At 37.7% G+C, this 17576-nt stretch carries 15 protein-coding genes; 12 read left to right on the plus strand and 3 right to left on the minus strand.

Features of this window, described 5'->3' with window-relative positions; genetic code table 11:
• Nucleotides 1-48: 48 nt before the first annotated feature.
• From IGL24_RS04775 to IGL24_RS04795, 5 genes are all read left to right on the plus strand, one after another.
• Entirely contained in the window at nt 49-1719 is a 1671-nt protein-coding gene (locus IGL24_RS04775; RefSeq protein WP_207699842.1) for a hypothetical protein, read from the plus strand.
• Between the two features lie 11 nt (nt 1720-1730).
• Nucleotides 1731-1970 carry a hypothetical protein gene (locus tag IGL24_RS04780; RefSeq protein ID WP_207699843.1) on the plus strand — a complete coding sequence of 80 codons (240 nt, stop codon included), beginning with the start codon at nt 1731-1733 and terminating at the stop codon, nt 1968-1970.
• A 17-nt stretch (nt 1971-1987) separates the two neighbouring features.
• Nucleotides 1988-3460, plus strand: a complete 1473-nt coding sequence (locus IGL24_RS04785) for a Mur ligase family protein (protein WP_207699844.1) — start codon at nt 1988-1990, stop codon at nt 3458-3460.
• Nucleotides 3461-3884: 424 nt separating this feature from the next.
• Complete coding sequence (locus IGL24_RS04790) at nt 3885-5093, plus strand: LCP family protein (protein ID WP_207699845.1); 1209 nt, start codon at nt 3885-3887, stop codon at nt 5091-5093.
• Between the two features lie 396 nt (nt 5094-5489).
• Complete coding sequence (locus IGL24_RS04795) at nt 5490-7262, plus strand: carbohydrate-binding protein (RefSeq protein WP_429968402.1); 1773 nt, start codon at nt 5490-5492, stop codon at nt 7260-7262.
• Nucleotides 7263-7370: 108 nt separating this feature from the next.
• On the opposite strand, the gene IGL24_RS04800 is transcribed toward IGL24_RS04795, so the two are convergent.
• Nucleotides 7371-7841: a TspO/MBR family protein gene (locus IGL24_RS04800; RefSeq protein WP_206859507.1), complete on the minus strand. Its 471-nt coding sequence runs from the start codon at nt 7839-7841 to the stop codon at nt 7371-7373.
• A 380-nt stretch (nt 7842-8221) separates the two neighbouring features.
• Here IGL24_RS04800 and IGL24_RS04805 point away from each other — a divergent pair, with 380 nt between their 5' ends.
• From IGL24_RS04805 to IGL24_RS04815, 3 genes are all read left to right on the plus strand, one after another.
• Nucleotides 8222-9772, plus strand: a complete 1551-nt coding sequence (locus IGL24_RS04805) for a fibronectin type III domain-containing protein (RefSeq protein ID WP_429968403.1) — start codon at nt 8222-8224, stop codon at nt 9770-9772.
• A gap of 367 nt (nt 9773-10139) precedes the next feature.
• Nucleotides 10140-10718, plus strand: a complete 579-nt coding sequence (locus IGL24_RS04810; RefSeq protein ID WP_206859492.1) for a lytic polysaccharide monooxygenase — start codon at nt 10140-10142, stop codon at nt 10716-10718.
• Nucleotides 10719-10901: 183 nt separating this feature from the next.
• Nucleotides 10902-11618, plus strand: a complete 717-nt coding sequence (locus IGL24_RS04815; RefSeq protein WP_207700459.1) for a YcjF family protein — start codon at nt 10902-10904, stop codon at nt 11616-11618.
• A 108-nt stretch (nt 11619-11726) separates the two neighbouring features.
• On the opposite strand, the gene rlmD is transcribed toward IGL24_RS04815, so the two are convergent.
• Nucleotides 11727-13103: a 23S rRNA (uracil(1939)-C(5))-methyltransferase RlmD gene (gene rlmD / locus IGL24_RS04820; RefSeq protein WP_206859487.1), complete on the minus strand. Its 1377-nt coding sequence runs from the start codon at nt 13101-13103 to the stop codon at nt 11727-11729.
• Between the two features lie 105 nt (nt 13104-13208).
• On the opposite strand from rlmD, the gene recX reads away from it, so the two are divergent.
• The 3 genes from recX to ntdP all read left to right on the plus strand — a co-directional run bounded on the left by recX (nt 13209) and on the right by ntdP (nt 15809).
• Nucleotides 13209-14009: a recombination regulator RecX gene (recX, locus tag IGL24_RS04825; RefSeq protein ID WP_207700451.1), complete on the plus strand. Its 801-nt coding sequence runs from the start codon at nt 13209-13211 to the stop codon at nt 14007-14009.
• Nucleotides 14002-15183 (plus strand): A/G-specific adenine glycosylase, encoded by a 1182-nt coding sequence (mutY, locus tag IGL24_RS04830; RefSeq protein WP_429966293.1) that lies wholly within the window; start codon nt 14002-14004, stop codon nt 15181-15183. The genes recX and mutY overlap by 8 nt, the downstream gene beginning before the upstream one ends.
• A gap of 92 nt (nt 15184-15275) precedes the next feature.
• On the plus strand, nt 15276-15809 hold the full coding sequence (ntdP, locus tag IGL24_RS04835; protein ID WP_206859481.1) for a nucleoside tri-diphosphate phosphatase: 534 nt from the start codon (nt 15276-15278) through the stop codon (nt 15807-15809).
• A gap of 60 nt (nt 15810-15869) precedes the next feature.
• Here the strand turns inward: ntdP and IGL24_RS04840 are convergent, their stop codons facing one another.
• On the minus strand, nt 15870-16304 hold the full coding sequence (locus IGL24_RS04840; protein ID WP_207700304.1) for a GNAT family N-acetyltransferase: 435 nt from the start codon (nt 16302-16304) through the stop codon (nt 15870-15872).
• 133 nt (nt 16305-16437) lie between these two features.
• On the opposite strand from IGL24_RS04840, the gene IGL24_RS04845 reads away from it, so the two are divergent.
• Complete coding sequence (locus IGL24_RS04845; protein ID WP_206859473.1) at nt 16438-17562, plus strand: AI-2E family transporter; 1125 nt, start codon at nt 16438-16440, stop codon at nt 17560-17562.
• Nucleotides 17563-17576: the final 14 nt, after the last annotated feature.

The raw sequence follows: 17576 nt of genomic DNA on the forward strand, positions 1-17576 counted from the left end.
TCAGAGTATTGTCTGGTTGTCATAGCTATTTCTTATAGGGGTGATAAAGTGCTAGTACAAACACGTAGTAGACTCTCGATGTTAAAAGATATTTTGGATACGACTGAAATGGAAACAGAAAGAAAAATTGCCATCATTACTACTGGTGAGAATAAAGAACGTGGAAAAACGATGGAGTTTTATGGGAAAAGTGTCTCTCAGCTGTGGAATAATCTTCTAACTGCTTATCAAACGAATCGATGGGATAATAATGCCTATCTAAGGGTAGATCTTGTTACGGAAGAAGAAAAAATCACCTTTGAATTACTTCAACAACAATTGAAAAAAATTAAACGCAATAATTATATCGACTTTAATTTACGATTTGATGGGATAAGAAAACGTTCTTTTTTAAAAGAAGAATTAGTAGGAAACGCTGTTATCAAACCGGATAATAAACATATCGTTGGAAAGAACCATCCGAATCTCCACATTGATCCACAGAACTATCGAGGTTATGTCAAGCGAAAATATAATCGCGAGGAGTCGGATCTAAGTTACTTAGAGCGTTCAAATGTCTATCTATTTAAAACTAAAGCTTATTATATCGAAAATGATCAAATCATTCCTCTTGAAGATTATGGAAATGGAAATCGTGTGCGAACGATCACGGAAGAAACATTGAACGAGATGACTGATTTAGTTATAGCTAAAGGAAGCGAGTATTTGAAAAAACAATTGATGGATACTGGACAATTCATCTACGGCTATTATCCTTGCTATGATCAACCAATCAAAGGCTATAACTCAGTTAGACATTTTTCATCATTGTATGCATTGGTTGAAGCGGCAGAATATTTCTCAGATGAGGAAATGTTGCTAGAGGCAAAAGCAGGTCTTATTTGGGGAATCAAGCAACTCACAATCAATGAACAAGGTTATTTTTTCATCAAAGATTTCCTAGGAAAAGAAGTCGAATACAAATTAGGCGCTCAGGCAACTGCGATACTAGCAATCGCAAAGTATATCCAAGTTTCTAAAGATGATTCTTTCGAAACGTATTTGAAGCAACTTGTTCGTACGATTTCTCAAAAATTTATTACAAAAGATAATCAAACGATCCATGTTCTAGATAAAGCCCTAGCAATCAAAGAACGTTTCCGTATCATCTATTATGATGGAGAGGCGTTATTCTCGTTACTAAGGGCCTATGAGATTTTAAATGAACAAGCTATTTTCGAGACATGCGAAATCTTAATGGAACATTTTGTTACTGAAAACTATCAAAAATATCACGATCATTGGTTGAGTTACGCAACCAACGAGATGTTGAAGCACAAAGAAAAAATCACGTATTATCGTTTTGGAATCAAAAATGCCCTTGTGAATATCGACTTTATTGAGCAACGTGACACCGCCTATCCGACGATGTTGGAATTACTCGTTGCAGCTTCTAAAATGATGAAAAAACTGGAAAAAAGTGAACTTAAAAATGAACTGTTCAAGACACCAACAGACTTTTTAGAAGTCAAAGAAAGAATTGATACAGTCATGAAAAAGCGTGTGTCTCATGAAATAAAAACGGGGGTCATGTTTCCGGAATTTGCTGTTTTCTTTAAAAAACCTGCGACTATCGATTATGGTTTTTTTGCAAGACACGATCGCTTCCGTATGCGAATAGATGATGCAGAGCATTTTTTATCTGGCTTGATCAACTATCGTAGTCATTATAAAGATTAGGAGGGAATACAATGGTCGCATTTATTCGTTTTGCTGCACTGGCGTTGATCGGGATTTCTTATTTAGGTTATCGTTTAAAAAAGAAGAAACATCATCAAGCAGACTCATTCGAAACGGATTTAAGCCAATATGAGAAAAATGAAGAAGGACTTTACCCTTGGGAAGTTGATGCAGATGACTCACCTAAGCGGATCGATCAAAAAGCAATAAGATATGTGAACCAGGCAAGACCCAAGCGTGGAAAATGGTGAACGAAGTAGGTGGAAAGATGAATACGATCAAACAATTGCTTAGTGAAATCGAGGGTTCATATTTCGAAGAATATACTGAGCTAGATCAAGAGGTCAATCAACTTGAATATTTTTCAGGACATTTAAAACGTATGAAGGATTATTCTAAAACGATGTTTGTATGTATAACAAATGAGCGCCGACAATATATCAATCAGATGCGTCCAGTCAAATGGGCAGATGGAAATGATCAAATCAAAGGAAAAGAAAATCAGTTTGCTTTGATCGTCACGGAACATCCGATTGAAGACCCTTCTGTGACCACACCGCAGTTTATTGTAAAAGATAGTTGGCGTTTCTTATTGGAGTTTGCTAATAAGATGCGTCAAAACTTTAAAAAACCGGTGATTGCGATTACTGGTTCAGCTGGGAAAACATCCACACGAATGATGATCACCCATGCGTTCAAAGAGGAAAAAGTTCTAGAAAATCGGGGCAATCACAATGTGAGATTTGCGATTCCTCTTTATTTAGGTCAGCTAGTCGGTGATTTTGATTTACTGAATTTAGAAGTATCGCTCAATGCGCTCAATACCTACGATACTGGTTCAATGTCTGATTTGATACAACCTGATATAGCAATCGTTACCTCTATAGGAGAAGCCCATCTCAGTTCGTTAAAAACAACCAATAATGTGGCTTATTATAAGTCTAAAATTTTTGACGGATTAAAAGAGAACGGAACAGCGATCATCAATACTGATATGGGTGCAGAAGAATTAGCCATCCTAGTTCAAGCGGCTGAAAAGAAAACGACGGATATTTTGACTTATTCATTGTATGACACTAGTAGAGTGGTACATGTGTCATCGATTGAACAGAAGAAAGAATATTGTGAAGTAGGTGTCCATTTCTTTGATCAAAAAATCAAGATCCGCTTGAGCGTTCCTTCATCAGGTATGATTTCCAATGCATTGGCGACGTTGATTGCGATTTGGAAAATCAAGGGGGATGTTTCGGCTTATCTTTCTGCTTTTGAGACATTCAGACCACTACCTAAGGTTTTAGAAAAAAGCTTTTATTCGAATGAACCAACTTTTACTTTTATTGATGATACGCACAATGCCTCGTTACCTTCTATGAAAAATGCAATCGAATACTTTAAAGCAGTTCGCCCGTTTTATGAAGGAAAGTCGATCTTAGTTTTGGGACAGATCGCTGATCTGGGGAATACTTCTGCAAGTATTCATCAACAAGTGATGGAAGAACTAACAGATGTACCAGCAGATCATGTTTTTGGCTATGGGGAACATTTCAGAGAATTATTCAACGAACAAAGTAAACATAAGCAAAACTACCAGTGGTTTGAAACGTTACCTGAGTTGACACAAAGTATCCAACAACAATTGACAAATGATAGTTTAGTCTTGGCAAAGGGATCTGTCACAGGAAGTGATTTCCATGAAATCGATAAGTATATTCGTCGTTTTTCTTTCAAAGAAATGGCGTGAGCAAAGACGAAAGTAAGAATAAAGCAAGGAAGTTAGTCAAGCTAACTTTTCACTAATAGCCACTTTTAAGAATTCTTAAAAAGACGGAGAAGTCGAAAAAGGTTATTCCATTTTCGCTACTCTCCGTTTTTTTCATTGATGAAGCTTGGTTGAATGAATTCAATAAACTTCAGAAAAAAACTTTCGTCGTTTATTTATTTAGTAAAAAATCATAAAAATCCAATAAAACGTATAAAAAGAATAGTATTCTTTCTTTTCTGAAAGAGCGCCCTATGGTATGATAATTAAGAATTTTACAAAAAATACATATAAATCACGAAGATAAACACTACTTTTTAAACTTTTATTAGGATTTAGTGGGTGAATTGCTGAATGATTGGGTGTATGAGAGAATAGTTAAGAATATGTATGACAGAGGTGTATTATGAAGCGGTGGCAAAAAGTGATATTGACTTTATTAGGAATTATCGTACTACTCATCGGTGGAGTTTCAGCGTATGGGATCAAGTTTATGGGAGAGGCAAGCCAGACAGTCAATCGAATCTCAAAACAATCTGACCGTGTATCAGCAAAACGGACGGATCGAGTGAGTATCGATGACCAGGAACCTTTTTCAGTATTATTATTAGGATTAGACACAGGAGGGCTTGGTCGTACGGAGCAAGGTCGATCCGATACGATGATGGTCGTGACCGTCAATCCACAACAAAAAAAATCAACGATCATTAGTTTGGACCGAGATATCTATACGAACATTGTCGGTTACGGGACAGTCGATAAGTTGAATCACGCTTATGCATTTGGTGGCGTCGAGATGGCAATGGATTCGATCGAACAATTACTCGATATTCCTATTGACCATTACGTCACGATCAATCTGGATGGGATGAAAGATTTGATCGATGCAGTAGGCGGGATCGAAATCGACAATAAGATCGACTTTACGTTAGATGGTGTCCATGTACCAGAAGGCAAGCAAACAGTTGATGGTGAAACTGGCTTGGCTTATGCAAGAATGCGTCATGAGGATCCGGAAGGCGATATTGGCCGACAAGCACGTCAACGAGAAGTAGTGACAAAAATCGTCAACAAAGTAGTCAGCTTGGATGGTGTAAGTAACTACCGCAAACTTTTAGATGCAGCTGGAAACAATGTGACGACCGATTTAGATTGGGATGATATGCTTGACATTGCAACGAATTATACCGATGCTTTCAAGACGATCAAACAAGACCAACTAAAAGGAAAAGACGCGACGATCAATGATGTATACTATCAAATCTTAGGTCAAAATGATTTGCTATCGATCCAAAATCAACTGAAGAAACAATTAGAGATCGAGCCAAGTGATACGTTGCCTAATTTGAAAAACGATAATGCCTATATGATGTTTTATGATGACTCAGAAAATGGTGAAGGAGATACCACTGCCGACAGCGCAACTGGAGATGGATCTGCTTATTCACAAGACACCAATCAATACGGCACTGATACGTATGGTCAGCAATCAACATACTCAGAAGACACCTCTCAGTATTATGACCCAAATCAATATAACCAACAGTACTATGATCCATACAGTGGACAACAAAACGATCAAAACACAGAGACTTGGACAGGTAATGGTTATTAACAAAGCTTTGTGACCAACAGCGTGAATCAAATAAATCGATATCGGAACTTAGAGGAAATTTCCTTTAAATTCCGATATTTTTTTATTTTTTACGTTATTAAATCGTTATTTATAATCCTTTAAAATTATTGTTTTTAAAATAAAAAAATATTCGATATATTTAGTAGATATTTTTTGTTTCACGTTTTTGCCTATTTATCAGCACTAAATTCGATTTTGTCTCTGGTTTTAATCATAATAGAGACTTGAACTGTTTTTCAGTATTTTTATTCTTAAATTAAAAAACGTTAATTCTTATAAAAAAATGTTATATTTTTGTTTTTAATTTGTTATGATATCGATGTGCAAGAGAAGTACATAGCACAAGAAAAATGTTGATGGGGGAAATACATACTAATGAAAAGAAATATTCGTCTAAAAAAATTACTAGCTGGAGCTGCATTATGTAGTCTGCTCGTTGCACCGTTGTTTTTGAATGAACAACAAAGTGCAGCCACAGAACAAACACTTAAAGCAACACCTGATTTTGGCGTAGGTCAAGGAATCGAATGGCCAGAGCAAGTCGTTGCACCGTTTGTCGATATGACTGCCTACACTTCAGGTACAGACCTATCGAACAATGGCGCGTTGAATCTAGCAGCAATCGCACAGGAAACAGGACAAAAATTCTTTAATTTAGGCTTCATGCAAGCAAAAGGAATCAAAAATGGCAAGATCGATTGGGCGTGGGGTGGATTTGCCGGATTAAGTGAAAACGACAGCGATCAATGGCAATATGAAGGAATCAAGAAAACGATCCGTGAATTAAGAGAAATCGGTGGAGATGCTGCAGTTTCATTTGGTGGATTGAACACTGGTGCTTTCTGGGAAGTCAGTCATGACGAAGATATGCTGTATGATGCGTATATGGAAGTGATCCAAGGCTATGGCTTTACCCGTGTTGATTTTGACGTTGAAGCAGGTGCGATGGGTTATTCAGAAAACTTAGTGAATGCAAAAGCGGTCAAACGTCTACAAGATACAACAGGTGTTCAAGTTACATTGACATTGCCAGTAATGCCAACTGGTTTGATCTCAACTGGTTTATCTGTATTACAAGCTTATTTAGAAGCTGGTGTTGATTTGACCAACGTGAATATCATGACAATGTGCTATGGCTCAAGTGTAGCTGATTATGCACAAGGATCTTTGGATGCGGTCGATAATACGATGGTCCAATTGAAAAATCACTACAAACAATTTGCTGGCGTTACTTTAACGGACGAAGAAGCATATGCAAAATTAGGAACAACTCCTTCGATCGGTTTTGAAAACGAACAACATCCATATTTTACAACAGAGATGTTTGACAAAGTCGTAGAACATGCAAAAGAACGCAAGATCGGGATGGTATCTTACTGGTCGATGAACCGTGATGCTAAAACAGATGGCGGTCAAGGACAAGTGAAAAACCAATTCGAATTTTTGAAGGTTAGTCAAGCGTTTGCTGGAGGTAATGATGGCGGTGGAAGCGAAACACCTGAAGATAAAGAAAAACCATCGATTCCTACCAACCTTTCTGTTGGGAATATTACAAAAAACAGCGCGCGTGTCAACTGGACAGCGGCTACAGACAATGACCGTGTAGCAAAATATAACTTGAGATTATTAGGGAATGGACAAACGATCAATGTCACAACTACTTCTCTTTCATACGCATTCACAAACTTAAAAGATGATACAGAATATATTGTAGAAATCAATGCAGAAGATCGTTCTGGAAATATTTCAGATACGGCAAAAGTAGCATTTACAACTTTAGCGGATGTAGTAGATCCTGGCGAGCCGGGAGAACCAGGAGAGCCAGGTGAACCAGGAGAGGCTCCTGCATGGGAAGCGACAAAAGTTTACCTAAGTGGTGATGTTGTTTCTTATAAAGGTGCATTATACCGTGCCAAATATTGGACACAAAACAATATTCCAAGTGAGTCAGGTTTGTATGGTCCTTGGGAATTGATTTCAGGAACGCCAGAAGGTGGCGATGAGATTGCCGCGTGGGATGCGAATAAAGTTTATGTACAAGGAAATCGAGTGACATATAACGGTATCGTTTATGAAGCACAATATTGGACACAAAACAATATTCCAAGTGAATCTGGGTTATACGGTCCTTGGAAACAGGTTGGATAAAATATTAAATAATAGTTAATAACAAAAAGCTACGTGAATTGCTCACGTAGCTTTTTTCATCGTTCAATGATTCAAGCGAATAAGTTGTTATCAGCTAAAATCTCTCTATTAATTCAAAATAAAAATCGCGTAATTCAAGATGGATGCGAAAAATACCCATAAATAATAAGGGATCGTCAACCACATTGCTGCGCGGTTGTGCAACCATAAATGATACAGCAAAGCGGTTAAGAAAATCATCAATAAAGTGATATCGATAGCAGAAATCAAAGTATTTTCAAGATTGAAGAATATAGCCGACCACAAAAGGTTGAAGATGAGTTGGATAGTAAAGAGCCAGAGTAGTCTAGTACGATGTTTCTGATTTTGTGTATTTAAAATGAAGTACAATGAAATACCAATTAAAACATAGAGGACTGTCCACATTGGGCCAAAAATCCAACTAGGTGGTGCAAAAGCTGGGAGTTGTAATGAGTAATAATAGCTTCCTGGGTTACCACTAAGGATACCAGATAAGAAACCTAAGGCTACGATTCCGATAATACAAACCCATAAACGATAATCTTTTAATCGATTCATAGTGTATGTCATAAGATAAACTCCTTTCTTTAAACAGTTTACCACAACATTTTATAACAACACCTATTAATGCTTGTGTATTTTTGAAGTTATTTTATTTTTAGCTAATATAGCAATCATTTTGCTAGGTAGTAGACTTGAACGATTCTTGATTCCCTTTTCAAAATGGTTTAAACGTTGATATATCAGCGTTGTTGCAATACCGTACATTGGATTTTAAATTTACCAACTTGACTAAAAAAAGAAAAGAAAACGATTAAATAACTCTAATTTATTTTATAAAACGTTATATTATTATTGTCTGTCTGATATCATGGATTTTGTAATCGATTACGAAAAATAGGGAAATGAATTAGTTGAATGGGGAGAGTTTGAAAAAGATGAAGAAAAAAGGGTTAAAAAGAGTATTAGCTGGAGCAGCTTTATGTAGTTTGCTAGTTGCACCTTTATTTTTGAATGAAGAGCAAGGGGCAGCAACAGAACAAACAATTCGCGCAACACCTGATTTTGGTGTAGGGCAAGGAATCGAGTGGCCAGAACAAGTTGTCGCACCGTTCGTGGATATCACTGCTTACATTTCAGATGCAGAGCTATCGAATAAGGGTGCCTTGAATATGGCGGCGATCGCAAGAGAAACCGGTCAACGTTTCTTTAATCTAGGATTTATGCAAGCAAGAGGAATCAAAAATGGTAAAGTTGATTGGGCTTGGGGAAGTTTTGCTGGATTAAGTGAAAGTGACAGCGATCAATGGCAATACGAAGGAATTAAACAATCGATCCGTGAATTAAGAGAAGTAGGCGGAGATGCTGCGGTATCATTCGGTGGATTGAATTCCGGTGCATTCTGGGAAGTAACGCAAGATGAAGACATGCTTTATGATGCCTACATGGAAGTGATCCAAGGGTATGGTTTTACACGCATCGATTTTGATGTAGAAGCAGCAGCAATGGGATATCACGAAAATCTAGCAAATGCAAAAGCAGTAAAACGTCTTCAAGATGCGACTGGTGTTGATGTTACTCTGACACTGCCAGTTATGCCGACAGGTTTGATTTCAACCGGCTTAGCTGTATTACAAGCATATTTAGAAGCAGGCGTGGATTTAACAAATGTTAACATCATGACGATGTGCTATGGATCTAGCGTTCCAGATTATGCACAAGGTTCATTAGATGCAGTCGATAATACAATGGTCCAACTGAAAAATCATTACAAGCAGTATGCTGGTAAAACATTGACTGATGAGCAAGCATATGCCAAGTTAGGTACAACACCTTCTGTCGGATTTGAGAATGAACAACATCCTTACTTTACAACAGACATGTTCAATCTAGTCGTACAACATGCAAAAGAACGTAAAATCGGCATGGTTTCTTACTGGTCGATGAACCGTGATGCAAAAGTAGACGGCGGGCAAGGACAAGTGAAAAATCAATATGAGTTCTTAACGGTTGGTCAAAGATTCACAGATAATTCCGAAATGCCGGAAGATACGCAAAAACCATCAACACCAACAAATCTGAGCTCAGATTTTATTACAACACAACGCGCACGTATCAATTGGACAGCATCAACAGACAATGATCGCATCGCTCGCTATAACCTAAAATTGACAGGCGCAGGCGAAACAGTTGCAGCGACAACAATGGCTGTTTCTCATACATTTGAAAAATTAAAGAGTAACACGACATATACAGTGGAAGTCATCGCGGAAGATCGTTCTGGAAATTTTTCAGATGCAGCAACCTATACTTTTACAACACTTGAAGAATCTGAATCAACTCTTCCAGCTTGGGATCCTACAACGATTTACTTAGGTGGGGAACGTGTTACATACGAAGGATTGATTTATGAAGCAAGATATTGGACACAAAATGATATTCCAAGTGAATCAGGACCTTATGGCCCCTGGAAACTTGTAACTAACTAATAGATAAATTTCATATTACTCTATAGATAAAAATGATGATATTTTATAATTTTTACTAATCGCTCGGATTTTTGATCAAGATTCAAGTTATTATTTAAATAGATGAATAAGATAGAAGAGTGCATGAAGTGCTCTTCTATTTTTTTTGAAAAAACATATTTTATTTTAAATATTAAGAAAATATTAATTATAGAACAGGTGTACTTTTAATTAATGCGAGTTAAATTACTAAGAAAACGTTGATAAAACAATCTTTTTTAATGTATTTGGAATTTGTATTCAGTCGAACAAAATTATAAAAGCATAACGTTTGTTTTATATTTAGAAAACGTTTACAATGAACCTATCAAAAAGAGGAGGTTCAATTATGAAAAAGTTTAGTGTTATGATGTTTGTTGGTATTGTTATGTTAGGTTTGTTTGGTTTCGGAACATCGGGTTACGCACATGGTTATGTAACATCTCCAGGTAGTCGTGCTTATTTTGGTACAGCTGCTGCAGGAAATTTAAATCAGAACGTTGGTCGTGCGCAATGGGAACCACAAAGTATTGAAGCGACTAAAAATACATTTATCGATGGTAAAATCGCTAGTGCTGGTGTCAGTGGATTTGAACCTTTGGATGAACAAACAGCAACGCGCTGGCATAAAAGTGTAATCAATCCTGGTTCATTGAATATCACTTGGAACTTGACTGCACAACACCGTACGAGTACTTGGGACTACTATATGACGAAATCAGGTTGGAATCCAAATCAACCATTGAAATTCAGCGATTTTGAATTGATTGCAAAAATCGATGATAAAGCAACGATTCCACCAAAAACAGTGAACCAAACAATCACTGTGCCTCAAGACAGAAAAGGCTACAACGTGATTTTAGCTGTTTGGAATATTTCAGATACAACAAATGCATTCTATCAAGTTATCGATGTCAACGTCCAATAGGCAATACGTAAAGAGAAACCTTTTTAACTGATCATATAAAAGAACACCAATGAAGAGACTAGTCGTTTTCGCTTCATTGGTGTTTATTTTTCCGTTCATGATCTCATTTTTTGGCGAAGCCTCGCTTGTATTGTATGATAGAAGTAAGGATAACAAAAATGGACGGATCACGGAGGAAATCAAATGAAAAAATTTTTACGAAAATCTAAGAAAAACAAAGACGTGATTGAGGATGCTGTAATCAAAAATGAAGAACCAAAATTGGAAGAAACATTCGAGCAAACACCTGAGGAAGAGAAAGAATTTGCTTCTTTTTTTGCAGAGACGATGAAAAGACTTCCTCAAAAAACATCTGCAATTATTTTACGGAGTTTTGATTCATCAAAAAGCCGAGCAGAACAAATATTAGCAAAAAGCAAAACACAATTTGATCGTCTATTTGAAGATTTTTTAAAAGGAGTAGACGAACCATTACGGAAAAAATGTCATGCGACGATCCATGCAGCATCATTGACTGCGGCGATCATCGGTTGTTCGCCAATTCCTTTTTCGGATGCTTTCTTACTTGTACCTGTCCAGTTGACGATGATGGGACGTCTCCACAAGTTGTTCGGGCAATCGTGGTCGGAATCTTTAGGTAAAAGCGTATCAAAAGAATTGATCGTTGTTAGTCTTGGTAGAAGTGCAGTAGGCAATATCATCAAGGTGATCCCGGCGGTGGGAACAGTGGCCGGGGCTGCGATCAATGCAACCGTTGCTAGTACGATCACGGAATCCCTCGGTTGGATCACAGTAAAAATGTTGAATGATGGCGAAGATATCTTTGATGACGTGATGTCTTTCAAAGGCCAAGTGCAAACATTGTTTACTTTATTGAAACGTAAAAAGCAAATGAAATAAGGCATGATCGGAAATAATTTGATACAAAAAAATAAGCATTTTCCTCTGAAATAGTTTTATCCTATTTTATAGAGGAAAATGCTTATTTTTATAAATTGAGGGGGTTGCTTATTTTTTTGTTAATTTCACGACGACTTCACAACGAGCAGTCTGCGGGAACATGTCGACGGATTGTAAATACTCTACTTGGAATACCTTCGCTAATTGGACGAGGTCTCTCGCCAAAGTCGAAACATTACATGAAATATAAACTAATTTCTGCGGAGGGTTTTTTAAAATTGCGTGGATCAACTGCTCGTCCAAGCCAGTACGTGGTGGATCAACAATGATCCCATCCGGTCGAAATCCTTCATTCAACCACTTGGGTAATAGCTCTTCTGCAGTTCCTACTTCGTAGCGCGTATTGTGGTAACCTAGGCGTTCTGCATTTTTTTGAGCATCTGCGATAGCTTGGGGGATCGTATCCATTCCGCGAACTTCTTTTGCTTTGTTTGCCACACTCAAACCGATTGTTCCCACGCCACAATAAGCATCTACGATCGTTTCTTCAGGTTGGATAGCCAAAGCTTTGATTCCTTCACCATATAAAACTTCAGTTTGTTGAGGATTCAACTGGAAAAATGCACGAGGTGAAAGATCAAATGTTACTTCATTGATCCGTTCTTCGATTGCTTCTTTCCCCCAAAGATGCTTCGTTTCGTCGCCCATCACAAGGGAGGTCTTCAAAGGTTGGACGTTTTGCATGATCGAAACGACTTCAGGTAGTTGTTGATTGATTTCACGAATCAGCGCATTTTTTTGTGGGAATTTTTGACTTCTAGTAATAAAGACCACTTGCAGTTCTCCAGTCTGGACCCCAACTCGGACCATGATCGTACGGAAAATGCCACTATCAGCGCGTTCGTCATAGATCGGTAAGTCGTACTTGTTCAACAAATCAACGACTGTATTCATCACTTTTTGCGTTGCAGGTTCTTGAACTAAACAGTCAGTGATCGCCACCAAGTGATGTGAATTTGCCTGATAAAGTCCAGCTTCGATTTTGTCTGTTTGTTTATTTTTTCTTAATTGGAATTGCGCTTTATTACGATAACGCCAAGGATCGTCCATTCCGATCGTCGGTAGCAATGGATAATCACGATAGCCGGCGGGTTTGAATTTTTCTAAGGACTGTAAAAGCAAATCTTTTTTGAAATCGAGTTGTGCATGGTACGCTAAATGCTGCAATTGGCAACCGCCACATTCATAGTAGACTGGACACGGAGCAGTCACGCGGTCAGTACTCGTTTTTTTGACTTTGACCAATTGTCCTTCTGCATAGCGAGGAGTTGCTTTAGTGATTTTTACTACGACTTCTTCTTTCGGAAGGGCATACGGAACAAAGACGATCATGCGTTTAAAATAGCCGATTCCTTCTCCGTTGATCCCTAAACGTTTGATTTTTAATGTGATCGTTTGGCCGTTTTTAACAATTGCTTCTGGCATAGGTATCTCCCTTTTTATCATTATGTGGCTATATTCTACCATATTATAGCGAAAGTTGGGGATTTTCTATGTTATGATAGGAATATATGTTCGAGGAGGGATAAGTTGCTTTCTATCACAAGAATCAGTAAAGGCAAAGGGCCTTTTTATCAAGTTGATCTATCGGATGGCGAAGTACTACAAGTCTCAGAAGATATTTTAGTACGCTATCGTTTATTAAAAGGGCAAGAATTAACAAAAGATAAATTAGCAGAAATCAAAAAAAGTACAGGGTATGATTTTGGTTTACAACAAGCATTGAATTATTTGAGTTACCAACTCCGAACAGAAAAAGAGATTCGGATCTATTTAAAAGATAAAGAGATCGGGCAGGAAGATCGACATAAGATCGTTGAAAAATTAAAAGAACTAGGTTTAGTAAATGATTTGACTTTTGGTGAAAGTTACGTGCGAACGAATATGCGTTTGAGTGACAAAGGACCGAAAAAATTAGCACAGCAAATGCAACAAAAAGGGCTCTCGCCAGAAGTGATCGAACAGTCATTAAGCCAGTACCCATTTGAAGAACAGGTAGAAAATGCCCGACAAACAGCGGAAAAGACTTACGAAAAAAACCGTGCAAAGAGTCAAAAAGATTTATTACGGAATATCCAACAGAAATTAATGACAAAAGGGTTTACCAATGATGTGATCCAAGAAGCCATGCAAACATTGCCGCAAGAAACGGATCCAGATACTGAGTACGAGCGCTTAGTGCAACAAGGGGAGAAAATCTGGCGTAAGAATAGCCGTTTTGAACCTCAAAAAAGAAAGATGAAAGTAAAGCAGAGTCTCTATCAAAAAGGATTTGATTTTGAGATGATCCAACGCTTTATTTTAGAAAAGGAAGAAGAAGCAAGTGAGTAGAGAATGGGAAAACTGGTCTTCAGAAAAAACAAAAGAATTTCAAGAACGGTTCATCGAATGGTATGAACTTGAGAAAAGGAATCTGCCTTGGCGATACAATCAAGATCCTTATCGTATTTGGATATCAGAAATCATGTTGCAACAAACTCGAGTCGATACAGTTATTGATTATTTTTACCGCTTTATGGAATGGTTCCCCACCATTGAAGCATTGGCGCAAGCACCAGAAGAAAAACTATTGAAAGCTTGGGAAGGCTTAGGTTATTATTCTCGGGCAAGAAATATTCAAGCCGCTGCCAAACAGATCATGGAAGACTTTGACGGAAAAATGCCGCAAACGCCGGAAGAAATCAGTACATTGAAAGGGATTGGCCCATATACGACAGGAGCGATCGCGAGTATTGCTTTTGATTTACCTGAACCAGCGATCGATGGTAATGTGATGCGTGTCGTGAGTCGCTTGTTCTGTATTGAAGAAGATATTGCGAAGGCATCGAGCCGGAAAGTGTTTGATCAAGCAATGAGAAAAATCATTGACGAAAAACATCCAGGTGAATTCAATCAAGCGATGATGGATCTAGGATCAGCAATCTGTACCCCAACTTCTCCGAAATGTGAAGAATGCCCGATCCAAGCATTCTGTTTAGCAAAGGAAAAAGGAGTCCAAACTGCTTTTCCTGTCAAGACGAAAAAAGCGAAACCGCGAGATGTTTATTATATTTGTGCAGCAATCGAAAATTCTGCAGGCGCGTATTATTTTGAACGGAGAGACCAACAAAAATTACTTGCTGATATGTGGACATTTCCAATGGTAGAAGTGACGAAAGAAGAATATGAAAAACTTCAGGCAAAATGGCAAGCGACGAATGAAATCAGTTTGTTCGATGAAGCTCTAGTGGCTGAAGAAACTTCAGCCTTGCCTTTTGTCCAAGCTGATAAAGTCGTGTGGCAAAAGCGCCACTTAGGCGAAGTGACGCATATCTTCAGTCATTTGAAATGGCATGTTTTACTATTTTACGGTCGGTTACCTAAGAACGAAGAAGACTTGTCAGAGAGCGGAAAACAAACACAGTGGTTGCTCCCAACCTCGTTTGAAGAAGTGGTTTTTCCAAAAGTGCAAATGAAGCTAGTCCAGCAGCTCGATAAAAATCGAAACAATAGTAATCCTTTCTAGGCAAAGATGATTTTTATTGCTATAATAATTACGATGTCGGTGTAATGAACACCCCAACACAAAGCACAAAATGTTGCTAAGGAAGGATTGCGATGGGAGTTCCAAAAGAAGGAGAGTTTGTAACGATCCAAAGTTATAAACACGACGGCAAATTGCATCGAACGTGGCGTGATACTATGGTATTGAAAACAAGCGAACACTCAATGATCGGTGTCAACGATCATACTCTTGTAACAGAGTCTGATGGCCGACGCTGGGTGACGCGAGAACCAGCGATTGTATATTTTCATAAAAAATACTGGTTCAATGTAATAGCAATGATTAGAGAAAAGGGGGTTTCCTATTATTGTAATCTGGCTTCACCTTTTTTATTAGATGAGGAAGCATTAAAATATATTGATTATGACTTAGATATCAAGGTTTTTCCTGATGGCGAGAAGCGCTTGTTAGATGTCGATGAATATGAGATGCATAGTCAAATGATGAATTATCCAAGTGATATTGACTTCATTTTAAAAGAGAACGTGAAGATTTTGGTTGACTGGATCAATAATGGAGATGGCCCTTTCTCAGAAGGCTATATTGATATTTGGTATGACCGTTACAAGCAATTGTCGCAAAAGTAAACGAAAACAGTAAGCAAATGAGGTGATCTTCATTTTGCTTACTGTTTTTACTTGAGCGCGTTATAAAGTCTTTTTCATATTGATGTGTTGAATGCCAGCATCTTCAAAGATCTCGCCATATGGATGATAATCAAGTTTTTCATAAAACGAAATAGCTGACAATTGAGCGCCTAATTTTACCGTATCAAATCCTTGTTTTTTTGCGAAATCTTCCGCTTCTCTGATGAGTATTTGACCAAGTCCTTGTTGACGATATTGGGCAAGGATCGCCATACGCTGTACTTTTATCTGGCCATTTTCAAGCGGGAGTAGCCGTACGGTCCCTTTTGCCTCTTGTTCATCTGAATAAAGGACGAAATGGATACAGTATGCCTCGTCTTGATCGATTTCTCGTTCTGGAGGAACACCTTGCTCGCCAACGAAAACTTGGTTTCTGATACGTACAGCATCAAGATAAATCGCACTCATCGTATCTTTTGTATGAACTACTTTCATCAAACAGCCACCTTTCTTTCCAGTAGTATACTGTAAAGTGATTGGAATGGAAAGTGCATAAAATAAATTAAAAATAACAGATTTTTTTAAAAGAATGTTATATACTAGCATAAAAAGGAAAGAAGGGAATTATTTGTTCGATAAATTAAGACAATCAAAGTTAATGTTTTGGTCGTTTGAGTTGTTGATTTTAGCAACGTTGATCTTGGTCTCCTCAAAAATCAACTTTATTTTCCAACCAATCGGAACATTCTTCTCCACATTATTTGCACCAGTCTTGATTGCTGGTTTTTTATATTATATTTTAAATCCAATCGTTGAATTACTGATGAAAACCAAAATGAAACGAATCTGGGCAGTCGCCATTGTGCTGTTGTTACTAGTAGCTGCTTTGGTTTGGATCTTGTTAAGTGTGATCCCAAGTTTAGTGCAACAGATTTCTTCTTTGGCTTCGAACACGCCTAATTTTATTCGCCAAGTAGAGACTTGGTTATCAGAAGTTGCTCAATGGTCGGTATTCAGAGATGTGGATATCAATAAGTACTTTGAACAATTGGATATTTCGTATGGCACGATCATCCAACAATTTTTAAGCGGCTTATCCAACAGCTTAGGTTCGATCGTTGGGACGATTGCTTCAGCAACTATCGTTATTATCACCGCACCATTCATTCTATTTTATATGCTAAAAGACGGTGAAAAACTTGTCCCGAATATCAAGCGTTTCTTCCCGGAAAAGCGAAGAGAGCAAATCGTTGAATTATTAGGACAGTTAAATAAGACGCTAGCTAATTATATTAGTGGGCAAGCAATCGAATGTTTATTCGTTGGGACCTTTACTTTTCTAGGTTATTTTGCAATAGGGGTCGATTATGCTTTTCTTTTCGGCGTGATTGCTGGGTTGACTAACCTTATTCCTTATTTAGGACCATATTTAGGATTAGCTCCTGCCTTTTTAGTCACAGTATTCAATGATCCGTTTAGAGCATTATTATGTTGTGGGGTCGTATTGATCGTTCAGCAATTAGATGGAAACATCATTTATCCGAATGTTATCGGTAAATCGTTGAAGATCCATCCACTAACGATAATCATTGTTTTATTAGTTGCAGGAAACATTGCTGGCTTATTAGGGATTTTCTTAGGTGTACCTTTTTATGCAATCTGTAAAACAATCATTTCTTATGTCGTCAAGATCGTCAAAGAAGACAAGCAAAATGAGAACAAGAAAAAAATTGCGACGACTCTTGAGTCCTAAGAAACCTTTGGCTG

It is taken from the genome of Enterococcus sp. DIV2371, assembly GCF_050498525.1.
Lineage (GTDB): Bacteria > Bacillota > Bacilli > Lactobacillales > Enterococcaceae > Enterococcus_B > Enterococcus_B mangumiae.

What these genes read in the sequence shown, in the direction of transcription:
- IGL24_RS04780 (WP_207699843.1), top strand. Translation starts at nt 1,731, where the DNA reads ATGGTCGCATTTATTCGTTTTGCTGCACTGGCGTTGATCGGGATTTCT.
- IGL24_RS04785 (WP_207699844.1), top strand. Translation starts at nt 1,988, where the DNA reads ATGAATACGATCAAACAATTGCTTAGTGAAATCGAGGGTTCATATTTC.
- IGL24_RS04790 (WP_207699845.1), top strand. Translation starts at nt 3,885, where the DNA reads ATGAAGCGGTGGCAAAAAGTGATATTGACTTTATTAGGAATTATCGTA.
- IGL24_RS04795 (WP_429968402.1), top strand. Translation starts at nt 5,490, where the DNA reads ATGAAAAGAAATATTCGTCTAAAAAAATTACTAGCTGGAGCTGCATTA.
- IGL24_RS04800 (WP_206859507.1), bottom strand. Translation starts at nt 7,841, where the DNA reads ATGAATCGATTAAAAGATTATCGTTTATGGGTTTGTATTATCGGAATC.
- IGL24_RS04805 (WP_429968403.1), top strand. Translation starts at nt 8,222, where the DNA reads ATGAAGAAAAAAGGGTTAAAAAGAGTATTAGCTGGAGCAGCTTTATGT.
- IGL24_RS04810 (WP_206859492.1), top strand. Translation starts at nt 10,140, where the DNA reads ATGAAAAAGTTTAGTGTTATGATGTTTGTTGGTATTGTTATGTTAGGT.
- IGL24_RS04815 (WP_207700459.1), top strand. Translation starts at nt 10,902, where the DNA reads ATGAAAAAATTTTTACGAAAATCTAAGAAAAACAAAGACGTGATTGAG.
- rlmD (WP_206859487.1), bottom strand. Translation starts at nt 13,103, where the DNA reads ATGCCAGAAGCAATTGTTAAAAACGGCCAAACGATCACATTAAAAATC.
- ntdP (WP_206859481.1), top strand. Translation starts at nt 15,276, where the DNA reads ATGGGAGTTCCAAAAGAAGGAGAGTTTGTAACGATCCAAAGTTATAAA.
- IGL24_RS04840 (WP_207700304.1), bottom strand. Translation starts at nt 16,304, where the DNA reads ATGAAAGTAGTTCATACAAAAGATACGATGAGTGCGATTTATCTTGAT.